Below are 23,215 nucleotides of genomic sequence, written 5' to 3'. Positions count from 1 at the left end.
TCAGCCATTGTCGCGCAGAGCATGCGATGCGTGGGGAAGATGCTTTTCCTTGTGCTTTATGACCAGTCGGTCGAGCTTGTCGGCCAAAACGTCGATTGCGGCGTACATGGTGGGTTCGGCAGCATCGGCGTGCAGGGTGCGCCCGGGTAAATTCACCGTGGCGACGACGAGGTAGTCAGGCTTGCGGGTGGACAACTGGACTCGTACTTCGCAGTGCTGGTCGAAGTGCCGACCCAGCCGCTCCAGCTTTGTTTCCACGTACTCCTTCAGGGCAGGCGTGACTTCAACTTGCTGGCCATACGTCTCGATACGCATCGGATTCCTCCTGTGGTTCGGGGTTGCCTAGATGAACCCTGCGCTGCTCAACGAATGCTTCAGGCGATGCGGACGCGTTCGTGAGAGGCACAGATGTTCATGGCCTCACGATACTTCGCAACGGTGCGGCGCGCTACCGGTATGCCACTGGTTTTGAGCATTTCAGCCAGCTTGGCGTCAGAAAGCGGTTTGCGCGGGTTTTCCGCATCGATCAGGTTGCGGATCATCGATTGGATCGCAGTGCTGGAAGCCTCACCACCACCTTCGGTATCAATGCCGGAGGCGAAGAAGGCGCGCAGCGGCAGGGTGCCGCGCGGGGTACGCACGTACTTGCGGGCGATGGCACGCGAAATGGTGGATTCGTGCAGTTCCAGTTCGCCGGCGATTTCACGCAGCGTTAGCGGACGCAGTGCCTGTTCGCCGAATTCAAGGAAGCCGGCTTGGTGATGCAGCAGGCTGTTGACCACCCGCAGCAGGGTCTCGCCACGGGCTTGCAGGCTCTTCAGCAGCCAACGTGCCTCCTGCAGTTGTGCGCGCAGATAGCTGGCGTCGGCGTCGCCGCAGCGGCGGATCAGTTGCTCGTAGCTTTGATTGATGACCACCCTGGGGCCGGCGTGCCCGGCCAGCGCACAGCGCCAGATGCCACGCTGACGCCAGACCACACAGTCGGGCACGACGTAGGTGTCCGAGGTCATCTGCCCCAGTTGCTTGCCTGGGCGCGGGTCGAGCGAGCGCAGCAGTTGGACGGCTTCTTCGACGTCGGCAACCGGCTGTTTGAGTTCCTGTGCGATGCCGCTGATACCGGCGCGCGGCAGGCGCTCCAATGGGCCGTCGGCTATACGTCGCGCCAAGGCAAGGGCAGGGGTCTGGCAGGGCAGTACGTCCAGCTGCAGGCCCAGGCATTCGCCCAGGCTGCGTGCGCCCACGCCGGCCGGGTCGAAGCGTTGGATCTGCCGCAGCACCGCCACGATTTCATCTTCGTCGGCATGGATTTCGGGTAGCAGGGTCTGCGCGATCGCTGACAAGGGTTCGCGCAGGTAGCCGTCTTCGTCCAGCGCATCGATCAAGGCCACACCAATGGCGCGATCGCAGCGACCAAGATGGGTCAGGTGCAGCTGCCACAGCAGGTGATCGGCGAGGGTGTCGCCGTCTTCGGCCTGTTCGCGTTCGTCGTCTTCGTCGCCATCGAAGGAACCGGAGCGGCCACTGCTCCAGTCTTCATCGCCGCCATCCCAGTCTTCGCCGTCGGCGTTGATGTCACCTTGTGCGGGATCGATCGGGGCATCATCGCCGGCGCTGCTCGCGGGAGCTTCGTCGCCGTCGGTGCCTTCGGAATTCTCGGCCCATTCCAGCAGTGGATTGGTTTCCACCGCCTCGGTCAGTTCCAGTTCGAGCTCGGTGCTGGACATCTGCAGAAGACGGATGGCCTGACGCAACTGCGGCGTCATGACCAGATTCTGTCCCATCGATGTCTGCAGCCGAGCTTTCATGCCTGATCCGTTCGGGAAGGGGCCCGACGTGGCGCTGCGACTCAGAGGGTGAAAGCGTCCCCGAGGTAAACACGGCGTACGTCGGTATTGGCAAGCAGATCTTCCGGTGCCCCCTGCGCCAGTACGCTGCCTTCAGCGAGGATATACGCCCGGTCGCAGATTCCCAAGGTTTCGCGCACATTGTGGTCGGTAATCAACACGCCGATGCCGCGTTGCTTGAGGTGGGTCACGATGCGCTGGATCTCGCCGACCGAGATCGGGTCGACACCGGCAAACGGTTCGTCGAGCAGGATCAGGCGCGGCTTTGCGGCCAGTGCGCGCGCGATCTCGCAGCGGCGACGTTCACCACCGGACAGGCTGGCGCCGGTCTGGTCGGCCACGTGGCTGATCTGCAGTTCTTCCAGCAGCGAAGACAGTTCGCGCTCGCGGCCGGCGTTGTCCAGGTCGGTACGCAGTTCCAGCACCAGGCGGATGTTGTCGGCCACGCTGAGCTTGCGGAACACCGATGGCTCCTGCGGCAGATAACCCACGCCCAGCTTGGCGCGCTCGTACATTGGCTCGGAGGTGATGTCCTTGCCATCGAGCACGATGCTGCCGGCATCGGCGGCGACCAGGCCGACGATCATGTAGAAGCAGGTGGTCTTGCCGGCACCGTTGGGACCAAGCACACCGACCACTTCGCCGGCATCCAGGGTCAGCCCGAAGTCCTTGACGACTTCGCGGTTCTTGTAGCGTTTGCGCAGGCCTTGGGCAACGAGCATTACTTGGCCTCTCCCGCCGCTGCCGGCGCCTTGTTCTTGGGCTGGATCACCGTACGCACGCGGGTGCCGTCGCCGCCGCTCTGCATCGAGCCGCTGCGGGTGTTGTAAACCATCCGCTGGCCGGCGTTGGTGCCGCGCTCAGACTCGACTTTGTAGTTGCCGGTCAGGATGATGACTTCGCTGTTGATGTTGTAGTCCATGTTGTCGGCACGGGCATTCATCCAGGTGTTGTCATCCATCTGCTGCTTCAGCGTGGCTTGTTTCCCAGTGAGGATCACGCGCTCGGTTTCGCCGTTCTTGCGGATCACATCAGCGGTATCGGCATGGATCTCCATCGAGCCCTGGGTGATGACTACGTTGCCACTGAACTGGCACTTGCCGTTGTCGCTGAAATTGCAGTCATTGTTGTTGGAGTCGATGGTCATCGGCTGGTTGCGGTCCGATGCCTTGGACCACGCCAGGCCAGGTGCGAGCAGGGCGGCGAGCAGCGTGATCGACGCGAGCTTAGCGGGCAGCTTTGGGTTCATAGCGGGTCTTGACCTGGGAAAGGAGTGAATATTGCTGGGATTTGAGGTTGGCGCGGAAGCCCACGCCAGTCTGCGACAGGCCCGGTCGGGTCAGTGTCACCTGTCCATCGGTGCGCGCCAGATCCTGCTCGGCGAACACATCCAGCGCATCGGTGCGGAAGGTGGTTGGTGGGGTCTTGCCATCGGTGGGACTGTCGCCGGCGACATTGCCGCGCAGGCGCAGCTCCTCACCCTTGGGGCTGACCCAGCCGGTATCGGCGCTCAGCCGCCAGTGCTGCCCTGCCGTGTCGGGCAGCAGGAACAGAGGTTTGGTTATGTTGGACGTCTGGTCGGCGCGGTTGCGCGCCATCGACGGTGCACGCAGGGTCATCGACTCGCGGCCATCCTTGTCCAGGGAGACGATCTCGAAGTCGGTCAGGGTGAAGTCGGTACTGCCTTGCTCAATAGCCGTTGGCGCGGTGTTGGCGCGGTTGCGCCATGCCGACCAGCCGCTGATCAGGGCGGCCAGCAGCAGGCCGATGCCAAGAACCGAACGCCAACTCATCAGGAAAACCTCGCCAGGACTGCACCCAGTTTGCCTTGTGCGGCCAGCAGGACGTCGCAAAGCTCGCGCGCTGCGCCGCGCCCGCCTTGGGCACGGGTCTGCCAGTGCACGCGTTCGGCGATCCAGGGATGCGCGTCGGCCGGTGCTACCGCAAGGCCGACCGCGCCCAACGGCGCCAGATCGGGCAGGTCATCGCCCATGAAGGCCACCTGGTCCAGGCCGATGCCGTGCTGTTCGCACAGGGCACGCACACTGGCCAGCTTGTCGCCGACCGCGATCTGGGTGTCGATGCCCAGATCGGCGCCGCGGCGCTGCGCCGACAGGCTGTTGCGGGCGGTGATCAGCACCGGGTGGATGCCGTGTTGCTGCAGCAGCTTCAGGCCCAGCCCGTCCTGCACGTAATAGGCCTTGCTCTCGTTGCCGGCGTGGTCGTAGAACAGCCGTCCGTCGGTCAGGGTGCCGTCCACGTCAAAGCAGGCCAGGCGGATGGCGCTGGCGGTGGCATGCAGATTGGCGGGGAAAAGATCGAGCGGCGAGTAGGGCATGGGCAGGCAGTATCCGTTGCGGCAGGTCGGGTGTTTGGCCCGAGGTCGTTGATTGTGCGGGGTTTAGACGACTTTTGCCCGCAACAGGTCATGAATGTTCAGGGCGCCGACGGGGTGATTGTCGCCGTCGACCACGATCAAGCCATTGATCTTGTGGGTTTCCAGCAGCCGCGCGGCCTCTGCGGCGAGCTGGTCGGCGCCGATGGTGCGCGGGTTGCGGGTCATCACCTGGGCGATGCTGGCGGTGCGCACGTCCAGATCGGTATCCAGGGCGCGGCGCAGGTCGCCGTCGGTGAACAGACCGACCAGCTTGCCCTGGGCATCGACCACGGCGGTCATGCCCAGCCGCTTGCGGCTCATTTCCATCAGTGCCTGGCTGAGGCTGGCGTCGTCACTGACGCTGGGCAGGTCGTCACCGGCATGCATCACATCGGTGATATGCAGCAGCAGGCGCCGGCCGAGGCTGCCGGCCGGGTGTGAACGGGCGAAGTCGTCGGCGGTGAAGCCGCGCGCGTCCAGCAGGGCCACGGCCAGCGCATCGCCCATTGCCAGCGAGGCGGTGGTGCTGGAGGTCGGGGCCAGTGCCAACGGGCAGGCCTCGTGGTCCACGTTCACGTCCAGATGCACGTCTGCGGCCAACGCCAGGCTCGATTGCGGCCTGCCAGTCATGGAAATCAGTGGATTGCCCTGGCGCTTGAACACCGGCAGCAAGGTCAGTACTTCGTCCGACTCGCCCGAATAAGACAGCGCCAATACCACGTCATCTTCGGTGATCATGCCCAGATCGCCGTGTCCGGCTTCACCTGGATGCACATAGAACGAAGGCGTGCCAGTCGAGGCCAGGGTAGCGGCGATCTTGCGCGCGATATGCCCGGATTTGCCCATGCCGGTGGTGACCACGCGGCCGCGCGAAGCCAGTACCAGGCGGCAGGCCGCGGCGAATTCGGCGCCGATGCGACCGCCTACCCGGTCCAGTTCGTCGCGCTCGATCTCGAACACACGGTGACCACTGGCCACCAGATCGGTGTCGCGCAATGTATCCAGGGAAAGCGGTGAAGCAGCCATACGGATGCCACTCGGAGAGTAGAATGGGGGTTCATTTTATTAGGAAAGCGCTTTGGACGCCGAGACCATCCGAAATCTGATCGAAGCCGGCCTGCCGGGCGCCCGCGCCGACGTGCAGGGCGACGACGGGGTGCACTTCGAGGCCACGGTTGTCTGCGAAGCATTTGCCGGCAAGATGCCGTTGGCGCGCCACCGCATGGTGTATGCGACGCTGGGCGACCTGATGGGCGGTGCGATCCATGCGCTGGCGCTGAAAACCATCACTCCGGGTGAAGCCGGCTGAGCCGGCGCACTCTCTTCTCCTTATATCGGCCTTAAATCCATGGCAAAAATCGTAGTCACCGGCGGCAATGCGCTGAACGGTGAGGTTCATATCTCCGGCGCCAAGAACGCCGTCCTGCCGATCCTGTGCGCCACCTTGCTGGCCGATGCGCCGGTGGAGATCACCAACGTGCCGCACCTGCACGACGTGATCACCACCGTCAAGCTGCTCGGTGAGCTGGGCGCCAAGGTCACCATCGACCAGGGCACGCTGTCGCGCGGCAGCGCGGTGGTGGTCGACCCGCGTACCGTCGATCAGCACGTGGCACCGTATGAGCTGGTCAAGACCATGCGCGCCTCGATCCTGGTGCTGGGCCCGTTGCTGGCCAAGTTCGGCAAGGCCGAAGTGTCGCTGCCGGGCGGTTGCGCCATCGGCTCGCGTCCGGTTGATCAGCACATCAAGGGCCTGCAGGCGCTGGGTGCGGAAATCAGTGTTGAGAACGGCTTCATCAAGGCTCATGTCGATGGGCGTTTGAAGGGCGGCCGGTACACCTTCGACATGGTCAGCGTCACCGGTACCGAGAATGTGCTGATGGCTGCTGTACTGGCTGACGGTACCTCGGTGCTGGAAAACGCCGCGATGGAGCCGGAAGTGGCCGATCTGGCGCATTGCCTGATCGCACTGGGCGCGAAGATTGAAGGCATCGGCACCGCACGTCTGGTCGTGGAAGGCGTCGAGCGCCTGCATGGCGGCCGCCATGCGGTGCTGCCGGATCGCATCGAAACCGGCACCTTCCTGGTGGCTGCGGCGATGAGCGGTGGTCGTGTCACGGTGCGCAATGCACGCCCGGACACCATGGACGCGGTGCTGCACAAGCTGACCGAAGCCGGCGCTGAGATCAGCACCACCGACGACAGCATCACCCTGGACATGCACGGCAAGCGGCCGAAGTCGGTGAACATCACCACCGCGCCGCATCCGGCCTTCCCGACCGATATGCAGGCCCAGTTCATGGCGATGAACTGCGTAGCCGATGGCGTGGGTGTGATCACCGAGACCATCTTTGAAAACCGCTTCATGCACGTCAACGAGCTGCTGCGCCTGGGTGCTGACATCCAGATCGAAGGCCATACCGCGATTGTGCGCGGCGTGGCCAAGCTCAGTGGTGCGCCGGTGATGGCGACCGATCTGCGCGCCTCGGCCTGCCTGATCCTGGCGGGTCTGGTGGCTGCTGACGAGACCAGCATCGACCGCATCTACCACCTTGATCGTGGCTACGAAAACATCGAGGAAAAGCTCAGTGGGCTCGGTGCCAATGTACGGCGGATCGCATGATTCTCAAGGGCCGCTTCAGTCCGCGTCGCAGGGCTCTGTTGGCCCTGGTGCTGCTGGCCCTGGCCTGGTTGGGCTGGGGTTGGTACAGCGGCGTGGCCATCACCCAAGGTGTTGAAAAGGAACAGATGGACTGGAATGGCGATGGCCAGGTCAGTAGCGACGAGCTCCTGCAGGCCTTCTACGCGGTGCAGGTGAAGGACAGCGAAGAAGGCGAGCGCCAGTGCCGCAGTTTCATCTGGCGTAGCAGCGGCGAAGAGTTCCGCCGCGATTGCCGCACGGTGTTCAAGAAGGCCGCCGCCGAATAGAGCAGGTCTGCGCCGCAGCACTGCGGCGCTTCTCGTTACCAGGGAAGTAGCCCGGGTAAATGCGGTGTACGCGGGTTGATGTGGCTCAGGCAGGGCGCAGCTCCCGCTTGAGCCCTGTCGTTACCGATTGCAACTGTTGCCAGGTCCCGGGTTCGCTGTCGCTTGCCCGGGCTGGGCCTGGTTGTCGTGCGTTGTGCTCAGCGCGACCAGGAATTCATCTGCAGGCTGATCGTGGTGGCGCCGTTTTCGCGCTGAACGATACGCACCGGTGCCGGGATACCGGCCACGATCCAGGCAATGGTCTGTTTTTCGGCACCGCCCTGGGCAACCTTGGTGGCGTCGTAGGTGCGGCCAGCGATAGTGACCTGCTCGCGACCGATCACCCGGTAGTTCATCGGCCGCGCGCGCCCGTTCTCGACCATGCGATAGGACAGGGGGCGCCCGGCGGGTACGTCGCGTGCCAATGCCAGATTGATCAGCAACGCGTCCATGTCGCCATTCTGCAGGGCCACCGGTCCAGCGCGGGTAGGCTTGACGTCGCCGCTCCAGCGCGCCTGGCCGGCTGCCCAGTTGTAACTGGTAATGACGCCGCGCTGGACCGAGGCATAGCTGGTCCGGTCGCTGCCACCCAGTGGCCGGTACTGCGTTCCCATGTCCTGGAAAACGGTGGCTTGGCTCAGTTTTGCGACCATGTGATCCAAGGTCAGCAGGTACATCCAGGAACCATTGCGGGCCGGGGTGAGGGTCATCCGCGCGGTTGCGCTGAGGCCTTTGTAGCTGGCTGTGTAACGTCCATCGAAGCGCTCTACGGCGGCGTCCGCCGCTGGGGCCAGCGATACAAGCAGGGCGGCTGCAAGTGGGAGAAGGACGGATTTACGAATAAGGGTCACAGTGGCTCATCCATGAAAACGCCCGGCATCAGGCCGGGCGCGTCGGGGTCGGGGATAGGATCAGTTGATCGAACGGATGGTCAGGTCCAGTGCGTCCTGGCCATTCTCGCGCTGCAGCAGGCGTGCCGGTACCGGCATGCCGGGGACGATCCAGGCGATCTGTTCCTTGTTGCCATCCACGCGCGAAACCTTGGTGGCTTCCTGCTGCTTGCCGGCGATGGTCAGGTTTTCCTTGCCGATCACCCGGTAGGTCATCGGCTTGATGCGGCCATCGTCAACCATGCGATAGGTCAGGGGCTTGCCGGCGGTGACATCGCGGGCAATGGCCAGGTTGATCAGCAGTGCATCCATGTCGCCGCTCTGCAAGCGGATCGGGCCGCTGCGCTCGGGCTTCACATCGCCGGTCCAGGTGGCTTGGCCGCTGGTCCAGTCATAGCGTGCATCCACCTGCTTGCGCTTGATCAGCACCACCGAGCGATCATGGCTGCTGAGCGGGCGCAGCTTGCCGCCGTGTTCGTCGAACACGGTTGCCTGGCTCAGTTCCGCCATCGGGTTCTTGATCTGCAGGCTGTAGCGCCATTGGTTGTTGCCGGCAGGAGCTACCGACATCACGCCGTTGGCTTGCATGCCCATGTAGCTGGCCTGGTAATTGGCGGTGAACGGCTCAAATGCCAACGCCGGCAAACTGGCCGTGACCAGTGCAGCGGCAGCGAGGTAACGCAGGGGGCTACGGGTAAGCTTCATGCTCAGGCTCCTTGGTATTCGATCAAGCGCAGGTCTATTTCGTCCTGCCCGTCTTTGCGTTGCAGGATGCGCACCGGCGTGGGCACGCCATTGGCAATCCACAGGATGGTTTCATCATTGCCGCCATTGGTGCGATACACTCGCAAGGCGTCATAGCTGAGATCACCCACCTGTACATTCTCGGTGGTGTCGGCGGCACGATACTCATACTGGCGCACCCGGCCGACATCGACGTAGCGATACTGCAGTGCCTGTCCTGGCCGCGCATCGCGCATCAGCGACAGGTTCAGCACCAAGGCGCTCTGGTCGCCCCGCTGCAGCGTTATGGGGCGCTGCCGTTCTTTCTTCAGGTCGCCGTGCCACTGCGCGGTACCGGCCTGCCAGTCATAGACGCCGGTAACCTGCTTGCTCATGAACAAGGCTTTCTTGACCGTGCTCTGGCTCAGCGGCGTGTAGACGCTGCCTTCGTTGTTGAACACGTTGCTCTGTTCGATGTTCAGCCCGAGGACACTGGCAAAGCCGCGCTTGCCGCGTACTGCCATGTCCACCCGCCACTGACTGTCGCGGTTGTGGACGACCCGCATCGTGGCATCGCCGGCTTCCTTGCCCTTGTAGAGGGCTTGGTAGGTGGCGACAAAAGGCTCCAGTGCCGGCGGACTCCACTCCAACGCTGGCGGCGGCAGGACAACCGGTGCCTGCGGAGCAGCCGCGGGTGCGGGCGCTTCCTGGGCCGGGCTGACGGCTGATACCAGCAGAGCGGTCAAAACCAATGGTTTGAAAAGCGCTATGGCCATGTGAGGACGAAGGCGGAAGAGAGGAGGGATCTTGCCAAACCACACGTCAGCAGCCCGTGCGGATCAGCGGCGGAGGGTTCCGGCGGAATCTAGGCGCAAAGGACTAAACAGGGACTGACCGTCGCATTGGACCACGCCTTCCTGTTCAGCCACGCGCCCGGCAACCAACAACTGGACGCTGGCCAGCAGCAGCGGGTGTTCGACTGCCAGCACGCGTTTGGCCAGGGATTCCGCACTGTCCCCGGCCAGCACCGGGACCCTCGCCTGCGCGATCACCGCGCCAGCATCAAGTTCAGGTACGACGAAGTGCACGCTGGCACCGTGCTCGGCATGGCCGGCCTCGATGGCGCGGGCATGGGTATGCAGGCCCTTGTGCAAGGGCAGCAGCGAGGGGTGGATGTTCACCAGATGGCCGCTGAAGCGCTGCACGAAGCCAGCGCCGAGGATGCGCATGTAGCCGGCGCAGATGATCCAGTCCGGCTGGCTTGCAGCCACTGCGTCGCCCAGCGCGGCATCAAACGCCTCGCGGTCAGCGAAATCCCTGGGTGAGCGCGCCCAGCGCTGCACGGGTGCCACTTTCTCCAGTGCGGCGGCGGCTGGCTTGTCGGAGAACACGCCAACGATCTGCGCATCCAGTTGGCCTGCGGCGATCGCGTCCTGCAGGCATTGCAGGTTGCTGCCGCGCCCGGAGGCAAGCACGGCGAGACGGGGCAGGGGGCTGCTCATGCCCGCGTCTTCCGCAGCAGCGGCCACAGCGCCAGGCTGCCGAGGGTGGCCAGCAACATGTCCGCATGCGCGTCCCAGATGTCGCCCTGCTGGCCGTTGTAGGCTTCGGCAGCTTCTGGTGACAGCGCAAGCGCGATGCCCCATTCCAGCCATTCGTAGGCCAGGCTGGTGCACATGATGGTCATCACCGCCAAGGTGAAGGCCTGGCCAACGCGTAGCGCCGGCCAGGTGCGGCGGGCCAACTGGGTCAGCGCCGGGGTGAAGCAGATGCCGTACAGCAGGTGGATCAGCCGATCGAAATGATTGCGCTCCCAGCCGAACGCAGCATTCGGCGACCAGCCGAACCAGGCCTGCGCCCATTGGTCATATGGGATGTTGGAATACAGCCAACGGGCGCCGATGCAGTGCAGGAGGATGAAGCCGCAGATGGCCGCGAACGCGCCGTTGCCCAAGGGCCAGCGGCGGTCCGCCCACCACAGCGCCAGCAGGCCGAGCACGGTCAGCGAGCTGTGCAGGGCCTGTTCTACAGGCCATAGCGGTTTGATCCAGGTGAGCGCGAATACAACAAGCACGCCGATGAAGGCGGCCTTCTTGGCGGCTGTCATGTAGGCGTTGGCTCAGCCGATGTGGACGCGTTCAGCGCCGTTTTCAGCCACCACTTCACCAATCTGCCAGTGCGCCAGCTCCAACGAGTCCAGCGTGGCGTTGATGGCGGCGACCTGGTCGGCCGGCACCAGCAGCACGAAACCGATGCCGCAGTTGAAGGTGCGCCACATCTCGCTGTTGGCGACATTGCCTTCGCGCTGCAGCCACTGGAATACCGGCGGCAGGGTCCAGCTGCTGGCGTCGATGGTCAGGCCCAGGCCTTCCGGCACCACGCGGATGATGTTCTCGGTCAGGCCGCCGCCGGTGACGTGGGCCATGCCGTGCACGGCGGCGCCGTGGGTCTTGAGCAGCGACAGGATCGGCTTGACGTACAGGCGGGTCGGCGCCATCAGCGCATCGACCAGCTTGACGCCGTCTTCCAGCACCAGCTCGGCCGGGCTGCCGGCGCGCTCATAAATGCGGCGCACCAGCGAGTAACCGTTGGAGTGCGGGCCGGAGGAGGCAATGCCGATCAGCACGTCGCCGAGGGCAACGGCCGAGCCGTCCTTCAGCTCGCTCTTTTCGACACCGGCGACGGTGAAGCCGGCAAGGTCGTACTCGCCCGGGGCGTACATGTCGGGCATTTCGGCGGTTTCGCCGCCGATCAGCGCGCAACCGGCCTCGGTGCAGCCATTGGCGATGCCGCCGACCACGGCCGCGGCGGTGTCGATGTCGAGCTTGCCAGTGGCGAAATAATCCAGGAAGAACAAGGGCTCAGCGCCCTGTACCAGCACGTCGTTGACGCACATGGCGACCAGATCGATGCCGATCGTGTCGTGGCGGCCGAGCTGTTGTGCCAGCTTCAGCTTGGTGCCGACGCCGTCGGTACCGGACACCAGTACCGGCTCGCGGTACTTGTTGGAGAGGTCGAACAGGGCGCCAAAGCCACCCAGTCCGCCCATCACCTCCGGGCGGAAGCTGCGCTTTACCAGCGGCTTGATACGCTCGACCAGTTCGTTGCCCGCGTCGATGTCGACACCGGCGTCACGGTAGGTCAGGGGGGAGTTGGCAGAGGTCGAGGGGCTGGTCACTGGCGGCTGCACTGGCGGGGTGAACGGTCGATTTTAACAGGCCACGTTGGCGTGAAGGCCCCATTCGGGCAACAATTCCCTCCGGAATCGTCGAGCAATGGAAATTTCAATGCGCCGCAGCCTGGTCACAATCCTGTTTCTGGCGCTCTGCCTGCCAATTTCGTTGGCGCAGGCACAGTCGTCCAGCATGCGTACCGAAGGGGACGTGGCTGGCGCCAGCAGTGCCTATGAGGCCGAGGTGCCGGTCAACAGCCAAAGCGAGGCCGATCGCAACGGTGGGCTGGCGCGCGCGCTGGGCGCGGTGCTGGCCAAGCTGTCCGGCGACCGCAGCGTGCTGGCGCGGCCGGGCGTGGCGCAGGCCCTGCGCAGCGCCAAGGACATGGCCGAGGGTTACGACTACCGCCAGGATCAAAGCGTCAGCGCCAGTGGCGCACCCAGCTTCCGCACCATGCTGGTGGCGCGCTTCCGCCAGGATGACGTCGACGGGCTGGTGGCGGCGCTGGGGCTGCCGGTGTGGCCGCAGCCACGGCCCAAGCCGGTGGTGTGGCTGGCGATTGATGATGGCAGCGGTCCGCGCCTGGTCGGTGTGCCGCAGTCCAATGCGGCGCGGCCATTGCTGGACCGTGCGGTTGAACGTGGCTTCAAGCTGGGCCTGCCTGCCGGCGGCGCGGCTGAACAAGCCCTGGTCGGTGCGATCTGGCGCCAGGACACCGCTGCGGTGGCGCGGGCCTCATCGCGCTATTCGCCGCCGATGCAGCTGATCGGCAAGTTGTACCGCGGCAAGGGCGGCGGCTGGGTCGCCGACTGGGTGTTTGTCGACAATGGCCGTGAACTGTCCAAATGGACCACCAACGACGCCGATGCCCGGCGGGCGATGATGGCCGGTGCCGATGGTGCCGCCGATGCGCTGGTGCGTCGCTATGCCAAGGCGCCGGTTGGTGGTGCTGCCGGCGTTTATCGGATCGTGGTCAGCGGTATCCGCAGTGCGGATGACTATCTGCGCCTGGCGGCTACCTTGCAGAGTGTGGCGGTGGTGAAGGCCATCACGCCAATCCAGGCCTCGGGCGACCGGCTGGAGCTGGATGTCGAGCTGATGAGCGGTCTGCCCGGCTTCAACCGCATGCTTGGGCGCGATGCCGCCCTGCAGCCGGTGGGTGCGGTGGACGATGGTGATGCGGATGCATCGACGGATCAGAACAGCGGCAGCCGCCGCGCGGAGTACCGCATTCGATGAGTACTGACACAGCGGAAATGGAAATCGCGCTGTTCCTGCGCCGCCTCAAGTGGGTGGTGCTCAGTGCCTTCGGGCTATGGGTGATGTGGCTGCTGGCACCGGTGCTGACCCCGTTCGTGGTCGCCTTGATGCTGGCCTGGCTGGGTGACCCGCTGGTGGACCGGCTGGAAGCCCGGGGCCGTTCGCGCAACACCGCGGTGGTGCTGGTGTTCGTGCTGATGATCCTGCTGCTGGCCTTGGCGCTGCTGATCCTGGTGCCTTTGATCCAGCGCCAGATCATTACCCTGATTGCCGCCTTGCCCCAAGGGCAGGACTGGCTGATGAACACCGCGATACCGTGGCTCGAGCAGAAGACCGGCCTGGAAATCATGGCCTGGCTGGACCCGGGTCGTCTGTTCGAGTGGGTGCGCAGCCATTGGCAGCAGGCCGGTGGCGTTGCGACCACGTTCTTTGGCTACGTGTCGCGCTCGGGTTTTGCGATGGTGGCCTGGGTGATCAATCTGGCGTTGTTGCCGATCCTGGCCTATTACTTCCTGCGTGACTGGGACAAGTTGGTCGAGCGGGTTGCATCGATGATCCCGCGCAACCATATCGAGGTGGTCTCGCGCTTGGCACGTGAGTCCAATGACGTGCTGGGCGCCTTCATCCGTGGCCAGATCGCGGTGATGATCGCGTTGGGCGTGGTGTATGCGGCCGGCCTGACCCTGGTCGGTCTGAACCTGGGCCTGTTGATCGGCCTGGTTGCTGGCTTGATCAGCTTCATTCCCTATCTGGGGGCCACCACCGGCGTGGTGATGGCGGTGCTGGCGGCCTTGGTGCAATCGCAGGGCGTGGACCTGCAGCTGCTGGTATTGGTGGGTGTGGTCTTCACCGTTGGCCAGCTGCTGGAAAGCTATGTGCTGACGCCGCGTATCGTCGGTGACAAAATTGGCCTGCACCCGGTTGCGGTGATTTTTGCGGTGATGGCCGGTGGTCAGTTGTTCGGTTTTCTTGGAATGCTGTTGGCTCTGCCAGCGGCGGCGGTGATCAACGTGTTGTTGCGCTATGCGCACCAGCGTTATCGCCAAAGTGAGTTGTATGCCGGCCACGGGCCGACGATTGTGTTGGACCCGCGCAACGTTCAAGTGCCGGCGGATCTGAGCATCGTGTCGAAGGATGTAGAACCTAAGTGAGTGTGCCGCAGTTACCACTGGCCTTGCGTTACCCGCCAGACCAGCGCTTTGAAACGTTCATCGGTGCGCCGGAAGGTGCACTGCCGCAGTTGCGTGCCGTTGCCAATGGCAGCAGCCAGGACTGGATCTATCTGGTTGGCTCCGGTGCCACCGGCAAAACGCACTTGGCACTGGCCACCTGCGCTGCTGCATTGCAGGCCGGGCGCCGACCGGCCTACCTGCCATTGCAGGCCGCGGGCACGCGCCTGCAGGACGCCTTGGAAGCGCTGGAAGGGCACGATGTGTTGGCGCTGGACGGGCTGGAATATGTCGCCGGGCGACGCGAGCAGGAAATTACCCTGTTCGAATTCCACAACCGCGCGCGTGCCGCCGATGTGACCGTGATCTATACCTCGCGCCTGCCGCCGGATGGCCTGGGGCTGGTGTTGCCGGACCTGCGCTCGCGTCTGTCACAGTGCAGCCGCATCACCCTAGAGCCGCTGGATGCCGAAGGCCGTGGTGCGGTGCTGCGTGAGCGTTCGGTGCGCCGTGGATTGGTGATGGATGAGGCCACACTGGATTGGTTGTTGACCCGCACCGGCCGCGACCTCAGCGGGCTGGTGACCTTGCTGGAGCGGCTGGACCGCGAATCGCTTGCGGCAAAGAAGCGGATTACCGTGCCGTTCCTGAAGCGGGTGCTGGAGAACGGACCGGGTTGAGGGGGCATTCTGTTTTTTGTGGGAGCGGTGTGAGCCGCGAAGCAGATGTCTTATCCAAAAAAAAAGATGCCCGCGATTGCAGGCATTTTTGTATCTGAGCTTTCAGCGGCTTCGCGGTTTACACCGCTCCCACAACGGATGCGACAGCGCGGCTTTTGTAGGGGCGGCGTCAGCCGCGAAGCCGGTGCCGCATCTGCAAAAAATGCCTGCAATTGCAGGCATCTTTGCATCTGAAGCTTCGGTTGCTTCGCGGCTTACGCTGCTCCTACGAGAGCTGGTCTTCCAGCTGCTGCAGGCGCTCGGGGGTGCCTACGTCGGTCCAGCGGCCTAGGTGATGCTGGCCGCTGACGCTGTTGCTTGCCATCGCCGCGCGCAGCAAGGGGGCCAGCTTGAAGCGCGGTGGGGTTTCCGCGCTGCCATCGGCATTGCCAATCACTGCCTGCCAGTCCTGCAACAGCTGCGGCCGATACACGCCGATGCCGGCAAAGGTCAGCCGCGCTTGTTCGCCGTTGTCGTGCAGCAGACCATCGGCATCCATAATGAAATCGCCACGCGGGTGCTGCACTGGATTGTCGACCATGACCAGATGCGCGCTGCCCTTCGGTTCCAACGGCAAGGTAGCGAAATCAAAGTCGCTCCAGATATCGCCATTGACCGCCAGGAACGGCGCATCGCCGAGCAGCGGCAGCGCGTTATGCATGCCGCCGCCGGTTTCCAGCGGCACCGGTCCTTCGTACAGATAGTGCAGGCGCAGGTTCCAGCGACTGCCATCGCCCAGTTTTTCCGGGAATTGCGCTGCCAACCAACTGGTGTTGACCACCACATCGCTGACGCCCAGCGCAGCCAGGCGCTGCAGATGCCATTCGATCAAGGGCACGCCTGCGACAGCGAGCAGCGGCTTGGGCGTGTGATCGGTAAGTGGGCGCATGCGTTCGCCCAGCCCGGCAGCGAAGATCAGGGCCTTCATGCGGAAGCCTTGGCAGCCATTGCCGGCTTGAAGCGGCGCTCGAACAGATCCTGCAGCGGTGCCAGTTCCGGATAGCGCGGCAACACCTCATCCAGGTAGCGGATGAAACGCGGTGCGTCGTCGAAGTAATGGCCCTTGCCATCGCGATCACGCAGACGCACGAAGATGCCGAGGATCTTCAGGTGACGCTGTACGCCCATCCAGTCGGCATCGCGCAGGAACTGCGGCCACGGCCGCACCGGCAGGCCAGCGGCCAGTGCCCGTGCGTGGTAGCGGGCCAGCCAGGTATCCACTTTTTCCAGTGGCCAGCTCAGGAAGGCGTCCTTGAACAGGCTGGCCGGATCGTAGGCGATCGGTCCACTGACCAGATCCTGGAAGTCCAGCACTGCCGGGCCGCCTTCGACCGGCATCAGGTTGCGCGGCATGAAGTCACGATGGGTCAGCACTTGTGGCTGGTTCAAGGCGTTGTCCATCAGGCGCCGTTGCACCAGTTGCAACTGCTCGCTCTCGCCGCAGTCCAAGCTCAGGCCGAGGTGGCGCTGCACGAACCATTCTTCAAACAGGCCAGCATCACGTTGCAGCAGCGCCTCGCCGAACGCGCCCATGCCTTCGGGTACCGGAATCGACTGCAGGCGGATCAGCTGCGCGAAGCTCGCATCGAACCAGGCATTGGCGTTGTCGTCGTTGATGAAGCGGGCCAGGGTTGGCCCGCCCAGGTCTTCCAGCAGCAGGAAACCGTTGTCGACATCACGCGCCAGCACCTGCGGTACGCGCACGTTGTTGGTTTCCAGCAGGTCGTGCATGCGCAGCCAGGGGCGTACATCTTCCAAGCCCGGCGGTGAGTCCATCACGATGTGGCTGCCGCGCGCGCTGGTGCTGCGCCAATAACTGCGGAAGCCGGCATCGACCGATGCGCGCTCAAGAGTGGTTGCGGGGTCGCCAAGTGCGGCGGCGGCCCACTGTAGGCGTTGTTCGGTGCGCAGCGGATCGGAAGCGGGATCGTTCATGGACACTACAAAGTAGCGGCGCCCGCAGGCGCCGTTGGAGAAGGAATCAGCGCTTCTTGCCGCCGCTGATCAGGCGCAGCAGCACCAGCAGCACGATCGCACCGAGGATGGCACCGACGAAACCGGCCGGCTGGCCTGCCGAATACCAGCCCATCTCACGGCCGAACCAACCGGCAAACACTGCACCAGCGACGCCGAGCACGATGGTCAGCAGGCAGCCCATGCGGTTGTTGCCAGGCATGAAGAAGCGCCCCAACAGGCCTACCAAGAAGCCGATCAGGATGATGTACAGCCAGCTGTCGCTGCCAAACAGTCCGCTCATGTTCTTGTCCGTGGCAAAGAAAAGCGCAGCCTAGCAAGGCCAGGCTGCGTTCGTCATCAAACCATCAACATCCGACCAACCGCGTCGGACCGATCAGCAGCAACCGTGGCCGCCGTGACGGGTGCCGCTGTCGGCGGCAACCGGCGAGCCGCTGGTCTCGCCACGCAGGCTGGCGGCGTGGTGGTCGAACAGCACCTTGGACACGCAGGAGGTGACGCGCTTGCCCATCGGGATGTGCAGGAACTCGTTCGGGCCGTGTGCGTTGGAATGCGGGCCGAGCACGCCGGTGATCATGAACTGCGCACCGGGGAACTTCTCACCCAGCATGCCCATGAACGGGATCGAGCCGCCTTCGCCCATGTACATCGCCGGCTTGCCGAAGAAGGCCTGGCTGGCGGCGTCGATGGACTGCTCCAGCCACGGTGCCATCGCCGGGGCGTTCCAACCGGTGGAGGCCTTTTCCAGGTCCAGGCTGACGTGGGCGCCGTTCGGCGGATCACGCAGCAGGGCTTCCTTCAGCAGCTCGCCGCAGACCTTGCCATTGGCGGTCGGCGGCAGGCGCAGCGACAGCTTCACCGAGGTTTCCGGACGCAGCACGTTGCCGGCCGATTCCAGCGGCGGCATGCCGCCGATGCCGGTGACCGACAGGGCCGGGCGCCAGGTGCGGTTGAGGACCAGTTCGGTGAGCTCATCGCTCATCGGCTTGAGGCCGTCGACCAGCGGGAACTTGTCGAAGATGGCGGTATCGACCACGTCGGCAGCACGCTTGGCCTGCTCCAGGCGCTCGGCAGGCACTTCCACGTGCAGACCATCGAGCAGGATGCGGCCGGTCTTCTCGTCTTCGATGCGCGACAGCAGCTGGCGCAGCAGGCGGAAGCTGGACGGCACCACGCCGGAAGCATCGCCGGAGTGCACGCCTTCGTTGAGCACCTTGACGGTGAAGTTGCCGCCGGTCAGGCCGCGCAGCGAAGTGGTGCACCAGAGCTGGTCGTAGTTGGCGCAGCCCGAATCCAGGCACACCACCAACGACGGCTGGCCGATGCGATCGGCCAAATGGTCGACGTAGGCCGGCAGATCGTAGGAACCAGACTCTTCGCAGGCTTCGATCAGGATCACGCAGCGGGCGTGCGGCAGGCCTTGTTCCTGCAGCGCCAGCACCGCGGCCAGCGAGCCGAAGATGGCGTAGCCGTCATCGGCGCCACCGCGGCCGTACAGCTTGTCGCCGCGCAGCACCGGAATCCACGGGCCGAGGTCGTCGTCCCAGCCGGTCATTTCCGGCTGCTTGTCCAGATGGCCGTAAAGCAGGACGGTGTCGTCGCCGGTTTCCGGGCCGGTGGCCGGGATTTCCAGGAACAGCAGCGGGGTACGGCCTTCCAGACGAACCACCTCGACCTGCAGGCCGGGGATGGTCTGCGCCTTGGCCCAGCTCTCCATCAGGGTGACGGCCTGTTCCATGTAACCGTTGGCGACCCAGTTGGCGTCGAACATCGGCGACTTGTTGGGGATACGGATGTAATCGACCAATTGCGGGACGATGTCGTTGTCCCACTTGTCGCTGAGAAATTGGCCGATCTTGGCGCTGTCCATCTGGATCTCCGGTAGCAATGTCAGGTGTAACCATTCTACGCCGCTCCTTTGTTTATCGGGCTTGCGGCGGTTTCATCAGTGAAATTTGTAGGACTTTCCCTACAAGGGGTCGGGTTGTTGGCTGGCTGTTTGCTGAACCCGCCCCGGATATTCTGGATTCATGTGGCGCGGAACACTGATCTGACCGGCGGGATAGCCAGCCGATCAATGACCAAGCCACAAGGAGTACAGCGATGAAGCTTTTTACCGTAACGCTGCAGTCTCTGATTCTCGCATTGTTGTTGACGCTTACGGCGCAAGCCATGGACAAGGTCGATATCAATACCGCCTCTGCGGCGGAGCTGAATCAGGTGTTGGTGAATGTCGGCCCTTCCAAGGCGCAGGCGATCATTGAACACAGACAGGCCAACGGGCCCTTCAAAAGTGTCGAGGAACTGGCACTGGTGAAAGGAATCGGATTGAAGACGGTCGAACGGAATCGTGACCTGATCGAAGCAAGGGCCGGAGCTGCCCCTGCCAAGAGTGCTACCGGGACGGTAGCTGCGCAGCCGGTTGAGAGGCGCTGAGCGGAAGGAATCGAATAGTGAGCCGTCAGGATGACGGATCACCAGGAACCCGAAAAGGGCAGGACGCTGGGGGCTGGCAGGATGCCAACAAGGATGTGAGGTCGTCCGGTGTTGCACAGTGACGTGCAGCCGGGCGATTTTTCTGTCTCTGCTCCAAAGAACAAGGCCCGGGTCTTCCCGGGCCTTGTTCTTTTCTGGGGACTCGGGATTGGGGATTTGCACGAGCCGGTACAAGCTCCGGGTTTGCGCACGCGGCGCCATCGGTTTGGTACGCATGTAGCCCGGGTAAGCGCAGCGCACCCGGGAGCACTTCGCAAAGAAACCCGGGTGCGCTGCGCTTACCCGGGCTACAAGGGCGGTGCCTGCCCTGCAACCTGCGTGTTGCCAACCGCCGCCTTGGCCCGGACCAGGTCAGGTGACTGCTTAAACCAACCCGGTGGCGTAGTACACGCCGATGATCGCGAACACCGCCAGGGTCTTGATGATCGTGATGGCGAAGATGTCCTTGTAGGACTGGCGGTGGGTGAGGCCGGTGACGGCCAGCACAGTGATCACCGCGCCGTTGTGCGGCAAGGTATCCATGCCGCCGGAGGCCATGGCCGCCACACGGTGCAGCACTTCCATCGGAATGCCTGCAGCCTGCGCGTTGGCGATGAAGCTGTCGGCCATTGCTGCCAGCGCGATACTCATGCCGCCTGACGCCGAGCCGGTGATGCCGGCCATGGCGGTGACTGAAACCGCTTCATTGACCAGCGGGTTGGGGATCGAGCCCAGCGCATTGGCCACCACCAGGAAGCCGGGCAGGGCGGCAATGACTGCGCCGAAGCCGTATTCGGAGGCGGTATTCATCGACGCCAGCATGGCGCCGCCGATGGCCGACTTGGTGCCCTCGGCAAACGAAGCGATAACCGGCTTCCAGGCAAAGGCGATGACGCTGAGGATGCCCAGCAGCAGTGCGCCCTGCACGGCCCAGATCGCGCCCAGTTTGGAGACTTCCTGCACCACCGGTGCCGGGTTGCCGATCACGGCGGGGATGAAGGACTGGGTCTCACCGTAGAAGCCGGGAATCCAGCGGGTGAACAGGAAGTTGGCCACGCCGACCAGGATCAGCGGGGTAATGGCCACCAGCGGATGTGCCAGATTCTGGCCGTGGAAGGGTTCGGGTTCATTGCGCAGCTCGTCGTTGGCGCCGGCATAGCCCTCGCCATTGCGCACGGCGACACGGCGGCGCCATTCCAGATAGCTCATGCCCAGGATCAGGATCACCACGGTGCCAATCACGCCCAGCCATGGAGCGGCCCAGCTGTTGGTGCCAAAGAACGCAGAGGGAATGATGTTCTGGATCTGCGGCGTGCCCGGCAGCGCGTCCATGGTGAAGGTGAAGGCGCCCAGCGCGATGGTGCCGGGGATCAAACGCTTGGGGATGTTGCTTTGGCGGAAGAGTTCTGCGGCGAACGGATACACCGCGAATACCACCACGAACAGCGACACGCCGCCGTACGTAAGTAACGCGCAGACCAGCACGATCGACAGCATCGCGCGCTTGGCCCCGACCAGCTTGATGGTGGCGCTGACGATGGACTTGGAGAAACCCGAGACCTCGATCAGCTTGCCAAACACCGCGCCCAGCACGAACACCGGGAAGTACAGCTTGAGGAAGCCGACCATCTTGTCCATGAACAGGCCGGTGAACATCGGCTGCACCAGGCTGGGATCGGTCAGCAGCACTGCGCCCAGCGCCGCCACCGGCGCGAACAGGATCACGCTGTAGCCACGGTAGGCGACAAACATCAGGAAGCACAGGGCCGCCAATACGATCAGAAACGACATTCACAGCTCCCCGGCCAATACATTGCCGGCGAGTATCAGGATCGGGGGCCGCCTGGCCCACTGTACGAAGGGACTATACGCGGCCGGCTAACGCTCCATTAACGTGCGCTCCATGGCGACATTCGTGTGTCGCAACGTCATACCCGGGAGGAGGGAGACCAATGAAGCGCAAGTATCTGAGTATCGCCATCGGTGGCATTCTGTTGGCACCGGCCGCCTTCGTGCAGGCGCAGGAGCAGCAGGCTGCAGGGAGTCAGGCCACCACGCTGGATTCGATCAAGGTCACCGCGCGCAAGCGTGAGGAAACCTTGCAGGACGTGCCGGTTGCGGTGACGGCGTTTACGCCGGAGACGCTGGACAAGCTGAACATCAAGGACCTGAGTGATCTGGGGGCACAGGTCCCGAATTTGACCATCTACGCTGCGCGTGGCTCGACCAGCACTGCGACGGTCTATATCCGCGGCGTAGGCCAGGCCGATCCGCTGTGGGGCGTGGATCCGGGCGTTGGCATCTACCTGGACGACGTCTATATCGCCCGCCCGCAGGGTGCGCTGCTGGATGTCTTCGACGTGGAGCGCATCGAGGTGCTGCGCGGTCCGCAGGGCACGCTGTACGGCAAGAACACCATTGGTGGCGCGATCAAGTACATCTCGCGCGGCCTGCCGCAGGAAACCTCCGGCTTCGCCTCGGTCACGGTTGGCAACTACAACCAGCTGGACGTGAAGGCAGGCATCGGCGGCGAGATCGGCGGCAAGGACAGCGGTCTGCGTGCACGCGTGGCCGTGGCCAGCATGAACCGCGACGGTTTTGGCAAGAACACCTATACCGGCCAGGATGTCAGCGACAAGGAAATCAACGCAGCGCGCCTGCAGATCGGTGCGTACTCGCAGGATGATTTCGACGTACAGTTTGCCTTCGACTACATGGATGACCAGTCCGGCGTGCGCGGTGCGCAGATGTTGGCACCCAATCCGCTGGCGCCAGCATGGCAGCCGACTTCGGACCGCTACGACATCCGCAGTGGCATGAAGAACGTCAACGACACCGAGATGAAGGGGGCCTCGGCAACCGTCAACTGGCGCCCGAGCGAGAACTGGGCGTTCAAGTACGTGCTGGCCAAGCGCGAGTCCGATACCGAGACCAACATCGACTTCGATACCACCCCGCTGCAGCTGGTGGATGTGCGCGCGTTCTACTCAGACAGCCAGGTCAGCCAGGAGCTGCAGGCCAATTTCGACGGCGGCGGTCGTGCGCGCGGTGTGATGGGCCTGTACTGGTTCAATGGCGATGCCGGTGGTCAGGTACTGAACCATTTCTGGAATCCGACCTTGCCGAACAGTATTGCCAATCCGCTGTATGGCGATACCCAGGGCGTGGTCAACACCAAGAGTATCGCTGTCTATGCAGATTGGACGTTCGATCTGACCGACAAGCTGAAGCTGGACGTGGGTGCCCGCTATACCGATGAAGACAAGAACGCGCTGGCACTGAATCGCTTCTACACCAGTGACCAGTACGGGACGTCATGGGGCACGGCGGCGAACTTCGACAAGACCGTCAACTTCAAGAATGTCTCACCGAAGTTGTCGCTGGACTACCAGATCACGTCCGACATCATGGCGTACATCTCCGGCTCGCGTGGTTTCAAGTCCGGTGGTTACAACATTCGTGCCAACACCACGTCCATTCCGCGTTCGGGTGAACCGTTCCAGGACGAAGTGGTCGACAGCTACGAGATCGGCAGGGCGTGTCCGATTTTTTGTGTGTGAGGCGGTTTAGTCCGGAAGTCTCTTTCAGCGAGCCAGCGTGAATCGGTCTTCGTAGATTATCGCGAACTGGTTCATCGCCGCCTT

Annotated in this window: 26 protein-coding genes; 8 read left to right on the top strand and 18 right to left on the bottom strand. The window is 63.7% G+C overall.

The features are described from left to right. The 7 genes from hpf to ACVOLS_RS14925 all read right to left on the bottom strand — a co-directional run bounded on the left by hpf (position 1) and on the right by ACVOLS_RS14925 (position 5,247). The gene (gene hpf, locus ACVOLS_RS14955) at positions 1–315 is read right to left on the bottom strand and encodes a ribosome hibernation-promoting factor, HPF/YfiA family (protein WP_282267862.1); all 315 of its coding nucleotides are present in this window, start codon (positions 313–315) and stop codon (positions 1–3) included. Between the two features lie 59 nt (positions 316–374). Next, positions 375–1,805: an RNA polymerase factor sigma-54 gene (locus ACVOLS_RS14950; protein ID WP_481546252.1), complete on the bottom strand. Its 1,431-nt coding sequence runs from the start codon at positions 1,803–1,805 to the stop codon at positions 375–377. Between the two features lie 41 nt (positions 1,806–1,846). Continuing rightward, positions 1,847–2,566 (bottom strand): LPS export ABC transporter ATP-binding protein, encoded by a 720-nt coding sequence (lptB, locus tag ACVOLS_RS14945; RefSeq protein WP_481546251.1) that lies wholly within the window; start codon positions 2,564–2,566, stop codon positions 1,847–1,849. Next, positions 2,566–3,093, bottom strand: a complete 528-nt coding sequence (gene lptA / locus ACVOLS_RS14940) for a lipopolysaccharide transport periplasmic protein LptA (RefSeq protein WP_481546250.1) — start codon at positions 3,091–3,093, stop codon at positions 2,566–2,568. Before lptA ends, lptB begins: the two co-directional genes overlap by 1 nt. Then, positions 3,071–3,637, bottom strand: coding sequence for an LPS export ABC transporter periplasmic protein LptC (gene lptC, locus ACVOLS_RS14935; RefSeq protein WP_481546249.1), 567 nt, complete (start codon positions 3,635–3,637; stop codon positions 3,071–3,073). The genes lptA and lptC overlap by 23 nt, the downstream gene beginning before the upstream one ends. Continuing rightward, complete coding sequence (locus ACVOLS_RS14930) at positions 3,637–4,182, bottom strand: KdsC family phosphatase (RefSeq protein ID WP_481546248.1); 546 nt, start codon at positions 4,180–4,182, stop codon at positions 3,637–3,639. The genes lptC and ACVOLS_RS14930 overlap by 1 nt, the downstream gene beginning before the upstream one ends. Before the next feature lie 63 nt (positions 4,183–4,245). Next, a complete protein-coding gene (locus ACVOLS_RS14925; protein ID WP_481546247.1) occupies positions 4,246–5,247 on the bottom strand; it encodes a KpsF/GutQ family sugar-phosphate isomerase in 1,002 nt (333 codons plus the stop codon). A 52-nt stretch (positions 5,248–5,299) separates the two neighbouring features. Between ACVOLS_RS14925 and ACVOLS_RS14920 the strand changes: the two genes are divergently transcribed. Genes ACVOLS_RS14920 through ACVOLS_RS14910 form a run of 3 tightly spaced genes read left to right on the top strand, consistent with a single transcriptional unit; the run spans position 5,300 to position 7,149 of the window. After that, entirely contained in the window at positions 5,300–5,530 is a 231-nt protein-coding gene (locus ACVOLS_RS14920) for a BolA family protein (RefSeq protein ID WP_296251001.1), read from the top strand. Positions 5,531–5,569: 39 nt separating this feature from the next. After that, complete coding sequence (murA, locus tag ACVOLS_RS14915; RefSeq protein WP_481546246.1) at positions 5,570–6,844, top strand: UDP-N-acetylglucosamine 1-carboxyvinyltransferase; 1,275 nt, start codon at positions 5,570–5,572, stop codon at positions 6,842–6,844. Next, a complete protein-coding gene (locus ACVOLS_RS14910) occupies positions 6,841–7,149 on the top strand; it encodes an EF-hand domain-containing protein (protein WP_481546245.1) in 309 nt (102 codons plus the stop codon). The genes murA and ACVOLS_RS14910 overlap by 4 nt, the downstream gene beginning before the upstream one ends. Before the next feature lie 197 nt (positions 7,150–7,346). On the opposite strand, the gene ACVOLS_RS14905 is transcribed toward ACVOLS_RS14910, so the two are convergent. From ACVOLS_RS14905 to purM, 6 genes are all read right to left on the bottom strand, one after another. Next, complete coding sequence (locus ACVOLS_RS14905; RefSeq protein ID WP_481546244.1) at positions 7,347–8,039, bottom strand: DUF3108 domain-containing protein; 693 nt, start codon at positions 8,037–8,039, stop codon at positions 7,347–7,349. Between the two features lie 60 nt (positions 8,040–8,099). After that, complete coding sequence (locus tag ACVOLS_RS14900; RefSeq protein ID WP_481546243.1) at positions 8,100–8,783, bottom strand: DUF3108 domain-containing protein; 684 nt, start codon at positions 8,781–8,783, stop codon at positions 8,100–8,102. A 2-nt stretch (positions 8,784–8,785) separates the two neighbouring features. Next, the gene (locus tag ACVOLS_RS14895; protein ID WP_481546242.1) at positions 8,786–9,577 is read right to left on the bottom strand and encodes a DUF3108 domain-containing protein; all 792 of its coding nucleotides are present in this window, start codon (positions 9,575–9,577) and stop codon (positions 8,786–8,788) included. A 63-nt stretch (positions 9,578–9,640) separates the two neighbouring features. Continuing rightward, on the bottom strand, positions 9,641–10,303 hold the full coding sequence (gene purN / locus ACVOLS_RS14890) for a phosphoribosylglycinamide formyltransferase (RefSeq protein ID WP_481546241.1): 663 nt from the start codon (positions 10,301–10,303) through the stop codon (positions 9,641–9,643). After that, a complete protein-coding gene (locus ACVOLS_RS14885; RefSeq protein WP_481546240.1) occupies positions 10,300–10,908 on the bottom strand; it encodes a DUF2238 domain-containing protein in 609 nt (202 codons plus the stop codon). The genes purN and ACVOLS_RS14885 overlap by 4 nt, the downstream gene beginning before the upstream one ends. Before the next feature lie 12 nt (positions 10,909–10,920). Beyond that, on the bottom strand, positions 10,921–11,979 hold the full coding sequence (gene purM, locus ACVOLS_RS14880; RefSeq protein ID WP_481546239.1) for a phosphoribosylformylglycinamidine cyclo-ligase: 1,059 nt from the start codon (positions 11,977–11,979) through the stop codon (positions 10,921–10,923). 97 nt (positions 11,980–12,076) lie between these two features. On the opposite strand from purM, the gene ACVOLS_RS14875 reads away from it, so the two are divergent. From ACVOLS_RS14875 to hda, 3 genes are read left to right on the top strand one after another with little or no spacing between them, the layout of a single operon-like run. Next, complete coding sequence (locus ACVOLS_RS14875; RefSeq protein WP_481546238.1) at positions 12,077–13,213, top strand: DUF2066 domain-containing protein; 1,137 nt, start codon at positions 12,077–12,079, stop codon at positions 13,211–13,213. Next, complete coding sequence (locus ACVOLS_RS14870; RefSeq protein WP_481546237.1) at positions 13,210–14,385, top strand: AI-2E family transporter; 1,176 nt, start codon at positions 13,210–13,212, stop codon at positions 14,383–14,385. Before ACVOLS_RS14875 ends, ACVOLS_RS14870 begins: the two co-directional genes overlap by 4 nt. After that, the gene (hda, locus tag ACVOLS_RS14865; RefSeq protein ID WP_481546236.1) at positions 14,382–15,083 is read left to right on the top strand and encodes a DnaA regulatory inactivator Hda; all 702 of its coding nucleotides are present in this window, start codon (positions 14,382–14,384) and stop codon (positions 15,081–15,083) included. Before ACVOLS_RS14870 ends, hda begins: the two co-directional genes overlap by 4 nt. Before the next feature lie 265 nt (positions 15,084–15,348). Here the strand turns inward: hda and murU are convergent, their stop codons facing one another. The 4 genes from murU to ACVOLS_RS14845 form a co-directional block, all read right to left on the bottom strand. After that, on the bottom strand, positions 15,349–16,050 hold the full coding sequence (gene murU / locus ACVOLS_RS14860; protein ID WP_481546235.1) for an N-acetylmuramate alpha-1-phosphate uridylyltransferase MurU: 702 nt from the start codon (positions 16,048–16,050) through the stop codon (positions 15,349–15,351). After that, a complete protein-coding gene (locus ACVOLS_RS14855) occupies positions 16,047–17,057 on the bottom strand; it encodes an aminoglycoside phosphotransferase family protein (protein WP_481546234.1) in 1,011 nt (336 codons plus the stop codon). Before ACVOLS_RS14855 ends, murU begins: the two co-directional genes overlap by 4 nt. A 46-nt stretch (positions 17,058–17,103) precedes the next feature. Further along, positions 17,104–17,379, bottom strand: coding sequence for a GlsB/YeaQ/YmgE family stress response membrane protein (locus ACVOLS_RS14850; RefSeq protein WP_481546233.1), 276 nt, complete (start codon positions 17,377–17,379; stop codon positions 17,104–17,106). Between the two features lie 93 nt (positions 17,380–17,472). Continuing rightward, positions 17,473–18,966 carry a M20 family metallopeptidase gene (locus ACVOLS_RS14845; protein ID WP_481546232.1) on the bottom strand — a complete coding sequence of 498 codons (1,494 nt, stop codon included), beginning with the start codon at positions 18,964–18,966 and terminating at the stop codon, positions 17,473–17,475. Positions 18,967–19,199: 233 nt separating this feature from the next. Here ACVOLS_RS14845 and ACVOLS_RS14840 point away from each other — a divergent pair, with 233 nt between their 5' ends. Then, positions 19,200–19,532 carry a ComEA family DNA-binding protein gene (locus ACVOLS_RS14840; RefSeq protein ID WP_481546231.1) on the top strand — a complete coding sequence of 111 codons (333 nt, stop codon included), beginning with the start codon at positions 19,200–19,202 and terminating at the stop codon, positions 19,530–19,532. A gap of 423 nt (positions 19,533–19,955) precedes the next feature. Here ACVOLS_RS14840 and ACVOLS_RS14835 read toward each other — a convergent pair whose 3' ends face one another. After that, positions 19,956–21,362: a GntP family permease gene (locus ACVOLS_RS14835; protein WP_481546230.1), complete on the bottom strand. Its 1,407-nt coding sequence runs from the start codon at positions 21,360–21,362 to the stop codon at positions 19,956–19,958. A 161-nt stretch (positions 21,363–21,523) separates the two neighbouring features. Between ACVOLS_RS14835 and ACVOLS_RS14830 the strand changes: the two genes are divergently transcribed. Then, positions 21,524–23,131: a TonB-dependent receptor gene (locus ACVOLS_RS14830; protein ID WP_481546229.1), complete on the top strand. Its 1,608-nt coding sequence runs from the start codon at positions 21,524–21,526 to the stop codon at positions 23,129–23,131. Positions 23,132–23,215: the final 84 nt, after the last annotated feature.

This window comes from Stenotrophomonas sp. STEN038 (genome assembly GCF_056759895.1).
Note: the sequence above shows the minus strand (reverse complement) of the source record. Positions and strands in the feature narration are given on the sequence as shown.

What these genes read in the sequence shown, in the direction of transcription:
- ACVOLS_RS14895 (WP_481546242.1), bottom strand. Translation starts at nt 9,577, where the DNA reads ATGGCCATAGCGCTTTTCAAACCATTGGTTTTGACCGCTCTGCTGGTA.
- ACVOLS_RS14875 (WP_481546238.1), top strand. Translation starts at nt 12,077, where the DNA reads ATGGAAATTTCAATGCGCCGCAGCCTGGTCACAATCCTGTTTCTGGCG.
- ACVOLS_RS14885 (WP_481546240.1), bottom strand. Translation starts at nt 10,908, where the DNA reads ATGACAGCCGCCAAGAAGGCCGCCTTCATCGGCGTGCTTGTTGTATTC.
- ACVOLS_RS14850 (WP_481546233.1), bottom strand. Translation starts at nt 17,379, where the DNA reads ATGAGCGGACTGTTTGGCAGCGACAGCTGGCTGTACATCATCCTGATC.
- ACVOLS_RS14925 (WP_481546247.1), bottom strand. Translation starts at nt 5,247, where the DNA reads ATGGCTGCTTCACCGCTTTCCCTGGATACATTGCGCGACACCGATCTG.
- lptB (WP_481546251.1), bottom strand. Translation starts at nt 2,566, where the DNA reads ATGCTCGTTGCCCAAGGCCTGCGCAAACGCTACAAGAACCGCGAAGTC.
- murA (WP_481546246.1), top strand. Translation starts at nt 5,570, where the DNA reads ATGGCAAAAATCGTAGTCACCGGCGGCAATGCGCTGAACGGTGAGGTT.
- purN (WP_481546241.1), bottom strand. Translation starts at nt 10,303, where the DNA reads ATGAGCAGCCCCCTGCCCCGTCTCGCCGTGCTTGCCTCCGGGCGCGGC.
- ACVOLS_RS14930 (WP_481546248.1), bottom strand. Translation starts at nt 4,182, where the DNA reads ATGCCCTACTCGCCGCTCGATCTTTTCCCCGCCAATCTGCATGCCACC.
- ACVOLS_RS14830 (WP_481546229.1), top strand. Translation starts at nt 21,524, where the DNA reads ATGAAGCGCAAGTATCTGAGTATCGCCATCGGTGGCATTCTGTTGGCA.
- ACVOLS_RS14840 (WP_481546231.1), top strand. Translation starts at nt 19,200, where the DNA reads ATGAAGCTTTTTACCGTAACGCTGCAGTCTCTGATTCTCGCATTGTTG.
- ACVOLS_RS14835 (WP_481546230.1), bottom strand. Translation starts at nt 21,362, where the DNA reads ATGTCGTTTCTGATCGTATTGGCGGCCCTGTGCTTCCTGATGTTTGTC.
- ACVOLS_RS14950 (WP_481546252.1), bottom strand. Translation starts at nt 1,805, where the DNA reads ATGAAAGCTCGGCTGCAGACATCGATGGGACAGAATCTGGTCATGACG.
- ACVOLS_RS14845 (WP_481546232.1), bottom strand. Translation starts at nt 18,966, where the DNA reads ATGGACAGCGCCAAGATCGGCCAATTTCTCAGCGACAAGTGGGACAAC.
- murU (WP_481546235.1), bottom strand. Translation starts at nt 16,050, where the DNA reads ATGAAGGCCCTGATCTTCGCTGCCGGGCTGGGCGAACGCATGCGCCCA.
- ACVOLS_RS14910 (WP_481546245.1), top strand. Translation starts at nt 6,841, where the DNA reads ATGATTCTCAAGGGCCGCTTCAGTCCGCGTCGCAGGGCTCTGTTGGCC.
- lptA (WP_481546250.1), bottom strand. Translation starts at nt 3,093, where the DNA reads ATGAACCCAAAGCTGCCCGCTAAGCTCGCGTCGATCACGCTGCTCGCC.
- ACVOLS_RS14855 (WP_481546234.1), bottom strand. Translation starts at nt 17,057, where the DNA reads ATGAACGATCCCGCTTCCGATCCGCTGCGCACCGAACAACGCCTACAG.
- lptC (WP_481546249.1), bottom strand. Translation starts at nt 3,637, where the DNA reads ATGAGTTGGCGTTCGGTTCTTGGCATCGGCCTGCTGCTGGCCGCCCTG.
- hpf (WP_282267862.1), bottom strand. Translation starts at nt 315, where the DNA reads ATGCGTATCGAGACGTATGGCCAGCAAGTTGAAGTCACGCCTGCCCTG.
- ACVOLS_RS14870 (WP_481546237.1), top strand. Translation starts at nt 13,210, where the DNA reads ATGAGTACTGACACAGCGGAAATGGAAATCGCGCTGTTCCTGCGCCGC.
- ACVOLS_RS14900 (WP_481546243.1), bottom strand. Translation starts at nt 8,783, where the DNA reads ATGAAGCTTACCCGTAGCCCCCTGCGTTACCTCGCTGCCGCTGCACTG.